Genomic DNA, 5,255 nt, shown 5'->3' on the forward strand with positions numbered 1-5,255 from the left:
AAACCGTTTATAATACAGACATAATTAGTGGTATCGTTTGTATCACCCACTCCCAAGCCCTTATAACCCCGCTTTACTAGGTAGGTGTAAATGTCTGATATTAATGAAACTGCGATTAGCAGCTTAAACGAAGCGTCCTCCGCTATTTCAAATCTCGCAAACTCTCTTGATAACAGTTTTTCATCTGCCATATCATTGATAATGAAATCTGAAGGACGCCTAATAGTTTCAGGCATGGGGAAATCCGGCCATATTGGCAAAAAAGTCGCAGCTACACNCGCTTCTACCGGCACACCTAGTTTTTTTATTCACCCCGCCGAAGCATTTCATGGTGACTTAGGGATGATCCGCCCTAGCGATATCATCTTGCTTATCTCGAATAGCGGCGAAACCGAAGAAGTGATCAAACTCATCCCTAGCCTTCGGCGCTTCGGAAACAAAATTATTTCTATTGCTAACGCCCCTGATAGCACGCTAGCAAAAAATTCAGACGTCTACTTGAATATTTTTGTCGAAAAGGAGTCATGCCCAAATAATTTGGCTCCTACCACATCGACAACGGTGACACTAGCTTTGGGCGACGCACTTGCTGTTTCACTAATGAAAGAAAGAAACTTTCAACCTGAGCACTTTGCAGCCTTTCACCCTGGAGGAAGCTTGGGTAGACAGCTACTGACCAAGGTGCGTGACGAAATGCTTGCTCAAGACCTACCTTTTGTAAGCCCTGAAACACCTGTTGATGAAGTTATCATTACAATGACTCAATCGCTTCAGGGTATTGCAGTTGTTATCGATGAAAACAAAGCGCTTCTTGGCGTAATCACTGATGGAGACTTGCGCCGTTCTTTGGTAAAAGGTGGTGACATTCACACCCAAAAAGCAAAAGATATAATGACCACAGACCCAATAACCATTGACGAGGGAGAAATGCTCTTTACGGCCGAAACGATCATGAAGGAAAACAGCATTACAAAATTACTGGTTATTGACGGCAAAGAAGCTGTTAGCGGCATACTCTCAATATAAGCCCTCTAAAACACTGAGTTTATTTTACCAAAAACAAAGGTTGTCCTGCTGTTTTGGTTGTGGCAACCACCTTATTTCCCTCAAGCGCAATCGTGCTTCCATATTCAACAACTTCAGGACTGCTTAATTCTAGAAGTTTAGACCAGGTCTTATCTTCATGATCCCGAGCATAGATGTAAGTGATACCCTTATCTTCAGCTCCTCCTTCATCGAACAGTGAGTGCGAGACAATCAGGTCGTTATCATATAGCGCCACTGCATTGCCAAAGCTCGAAAACGGTTCATTTACGGGAGCTTTTATATAGAGGTCCTGAGAAAAGTTTCCACTGGCAGCATCTCTTTTAAATACGTAAACGGCTCCAGAATCGCTTGAATCGTTATTCGACATATCGCGATTGAACCCTGTACTTGCGCCGTCCTCATGGGATGCAGAAACAACCAGATAGTTTTCATTCGAAGCAATTGAGCTACCAAATAGATCACCAGAATCTGCATTCGATGCCTTTATAATTGAACTCAATTCGTGAAATCCCACCTGATTACTATTTATAGCGCTAAAAGCAAACACAGCGCCGGAATTTGACCTACTTAGTACAGGCTCATATGACTCTGGCGAGGGCGAATTATTTATCACACGGTCATTACTTTGTTCATAAGGAGCTGATACAAATACTTGGCCGTCAGGTGTTAAAGAAATAGCACTACCAAAGCGATCTCCCGCAACGGGTTCTAAAGCTTTTAACGTCTCGATATATTGCAAGAAATTGCCCTGACTGAGATTCAGCGAATACATATAAACTGCACCTGAGTTAATGGCTTGCGTGTCGGAAAAGATGCCATTCAGGCTATCTTCTTTTGGTGCAGCAATAGCTAGGCTATGACCAATATACTGCCCAGATGAACTTAACCGAGCGCTTAACGCAATTTGCTCACCAAACCCTTTGTCGAAACCGGAGGCACCTCGAACATTTTCCTTTGCTTTGATATAAGAGTGAAGTGCCCAACTTCCATCTCGCTGCAGCACATAAAGGTAGACTGCGCCAGATTCAGGAGAAAGATTGCTAGCGCTGGCATTTTCAAGTTCTTGAGAGAGCGCACTTGAATAGTCCCCTTCTGCAGTATAGTTAGTGTACACATCTTGCGCAGAGCTATCTTCACCAGGGGCAGAAACTACCAATAGTTCGCCGTCCACAAACACAGATTGACCAAATTTATCGCCTGGCTCAGCATTTGGAGCCTTCAACATCCAGACTAACTCCCAAGAATCGTTTGCATTTCTTTCATAGATATAAACAGCGCCAGAGTCCTCTGAGAATTCATTGACAATCGAGCCGTCAAGGTCATTCTGTATCTGAAGAGCAGTAAATTCACCGGCTGAAGAACTATCTTCCTTTGGCGAACCAAGTACCAAATAATCACCTGATAGTGAAAGATTATTCGATTCAAGTGAATTTTCATCAAACAGAGCTAGAGGATTACCAAAGTCGGTAATTTCAAGCTCATCAGCTTCATCTCGAAATATTACGAAATTATAAGTTAAAACCTGTTCTACATTCCGCCGCATTCCTTGGAGCTCTAATACAGCGTTCTGTGTTTCTTTGGTACTTTCGCCCCCGTCATCTAGCAGTACGAGATTTCGTAACCTCTCGTCTAATTCGCACTCAAGCCCTGAATACGGCATCTGTAAGGACGCCGTAACTTCTAACGAAATCTCGTTTTTGCCAGGTTTAAGAGTAATATCGACTAACGAAGTGTTTTCTGAAAGATCAACATCAAACTGCCTCGTGTCATTATTATGAGAATGCTCAACGATTACACCAAATTCGCGAACCTCAATAGCCGCCTGATCAAGCCTTTCAAACTGAAGTGTAGAAAGTACAGTTTCACCGAGAGAATCTGCTTGAGTTAACTCAGGCAAAACGTTTGGAGCGAAGAACTGTTCAACCTGAACAAAGCCTAGCGTAGTAATGTCTGACAAATGCTCTAAATTAAACTGATAATCAAACTGCCTATAATCAAAGCTAAATGGAAGACCAGAAAACGATACACTATCGAGCAACACTGGTGTCTCGTAAGGAGAATCTTCCAAACAATAAGGACTAGGCTCGGGTTCAACTTCGGCGGGAATTATCAAATCATCCTGCCTACCACAAGCAATTAAAATGAAACTTAGAGATATGACAGATAAAGTTTTATAAGAGCGGGCGAGCATGAATATTTTAGTCCTTTAGATGCGCGGCTATGATCGAACTATTGAGAAGAAAGAATACAAACCCTTTAGGCAATGACGGTAATTATACGTGTATATCAAAGCAACAATCATGATATTGAACACATTTCTTTAAAGATTTATCAAACAACTAATAAAAATTAGTGACTTAGAGTGTGTTAAACTTGGTTTAATTAACCGTACATTCCAAATTTCTTCTTTTCGACCCTTATGATTAACAACTCAGAACAATCACAGAAAAATAGTTCACCAGCTATTGAGCCTAGCCGCAAGTTTTCAGTCGCCCCGATGATGGATTGGACTGATCGCCACTATCGCTATATGGCACGCCTACTTTCAAAACATACCCTTCTTTATACCGAAATGGTGACTACTGGCGCAATTATCCATGGGGGTGCTGATCGATTTCTCAGGTATAACAATGAAGAACACCCTATTGCACTTCAGCTTGGTGGGAGTAAGCCGTCCGAGTTATCACGATGCGCAGAAATTGCCGCTCAATTTGGCTATGACGAGATCAATTTAAACGTTGGCTGCCCAAGCGACAGAGTGCAAAATAACATGATTGGCGCTTGCTTAATGGCTCACGCTGACCTCGTTAAGCAATGTATTTCTGCGATGAAAAATACTGTAGACATCCCGATCACTGTTAAGCATCGAATTGGAATAGATGAACATGATAGCTATGAGTTTGTTCGTGATTTCGTATCGAAAATCGCTGAGGACGGATGTAAAACTTTTATCGTTCATGCGCGTATCGCCATTCTTGATGGCTTAAGTCCAAAAGAAAACAGAGAAATCCCACCTCTAAAGTATGAATATGTCTATCGCCTAAAAAAGGAATTTAAGGACCTTGAAATCATTATTAACGGCGGAATAAAGTCTATCGATTCGTGCAAGCAACACCTTAAGCTAGTTGATGGAGTAATGGTTGGACGCGAAGCCTACCAGCACCCATGGTTACTTTCTAGCGTCGACGAACAATTGTTTGGAGCAAAACCCCATGGTAAAAGCCGTCACGACATTATTCACGACATGATGCCTTACATTGAAACACAGCTTAAAGGGGGTCAAAAGCTTCATTACATTACTCGCCATTTATTAGGCCTCTTTCATGGACAATCCGGTGGCAAACAATTTCGCCGGTATTTAAGTGAAAACGCATACAAAGATGGAGCCGATCTTAAAACGCTAGAACAGGCGCTTTCTCTTGTGCCTGAAAAATGATTGGGATTGTCATATTCTTAAGCTAAAAAGCTGCTATCGTTTATAGATATGGAATACAAAAAGGAAATCAGAAATCAATGGCAAGTAAATTAGAACAGTTAAGACAGTACACTACCGTAGTCGCAGATACAGGTGACATTGACGCGATAAAAAAATGGCAGCCACAAGACGCAACAACTAACCCATCATTAATACTTAAGGCTGCCCCCCTCCCTCAATACCGCCCCTTAATTGACAACGCAATTAACTATGGATCTAGCCAGGGCAAGAGTGACCAAGAGCAGCTTTCTTTGGCATGCGACCACCTAGCAGTATCAATTGGTACCGAAATATCAAAAGTCGTTCCAGGCAGAGTTTCCACTGAAGTAGATGCTCGCCTTTCCTTTGATACCCCTGCCACAGTAGCCAAAGCTAAGTCCTTGATTCAACTTTATGAGGATAGCGGCGTTAGTAAGAGTAGAATTCTTATCAAGATAGCCTCCACATGGGAAGGAATTAAAGCGGCTGAGCAGCTGGAGAAAGAAGGCATCAATTGCAACTTAACCTTATTGTTTGACTTTGTGCAAGCTAAAGCAGCTGCAGAGTCTGGCGCCTTCTTAATTTCACCCTTCGTAGGTCGCATACTTGACTGGTATAAAGCAAACACCGACAAAGACCAATATCTTCCGCATGAAGACCCTGGCGTCATTTCGGTTTCAGAAATTTATAATTATTATAAACAACACGGCTTTAGCACTGTTGTAATGGGTGCAAGCTTTAGAAATACTGATGA

4 protein-coding genes are annotated in these 5,255 nt (G+C 42.2%); 3 read left to right on the plus strand and 1 reads right to left on the minus strand.

The annotated features are described in order from the left end of the window. Positions 1-90 precede the first annotated feature (90 nt). Positions 91-1,026 (plus strand): SIS domain-containing protein, encoded by a 936-nt coding sequence (locus A3757_RS02615; protein ID WP_068739124.1) that lies wholly within the window; start codon positions 91-93, stop codon positions 1,024-1,026. A gap of 19 nt (positions 1,027-1,045) precedes the next feature. Here A3757_RS02615 and A3757_RS02620 read toward each other — a convergent pair whose 3' ends face one another. Beyond that, complete coding sequence (locus A3757_RS02620) at positions 1,046-3,160, minus strand: FG-GAP repeat protein (RefSeq protein WP_197469677.1); 2,115 nt, start codon at positions 3,158-3,160, stop codon at positions 1,046-1,048. A gap of 306 nt (positions 3,161-3,466) precedes the next feature. On the opposite strand from A3757_RS02620, the gene dusA reads away from it, so the two are divergent. Both dusA and tal read left to right on the plus strand, forming a co-directional pair. Then, positions 3,467-4,483 (plus strand): tRNA dihydrouridine(20/20a) synthase DusA, encoded by a 1,017-nt coding sequence (dusA, locus tag A3757_RS02625; RefSeq protein ID WP_068506500.1) that lies wholly within the window; start codon positions 3,467-3,469, stop codon positions 4,481-4,483. Positions 4,484-4,560: 77 nt separating this feature from the next. Continuing rightward, positions 4,561-5,255: transaldolase (tal, locus tag A3757_RS02630; protein WP_068739126.1), on the plus strand; the 695-nt coding region annotated here is incomplete at its 3' end.

Source organism: Oleiphilus sp. HI0117 (assembly GCF_001635235.1).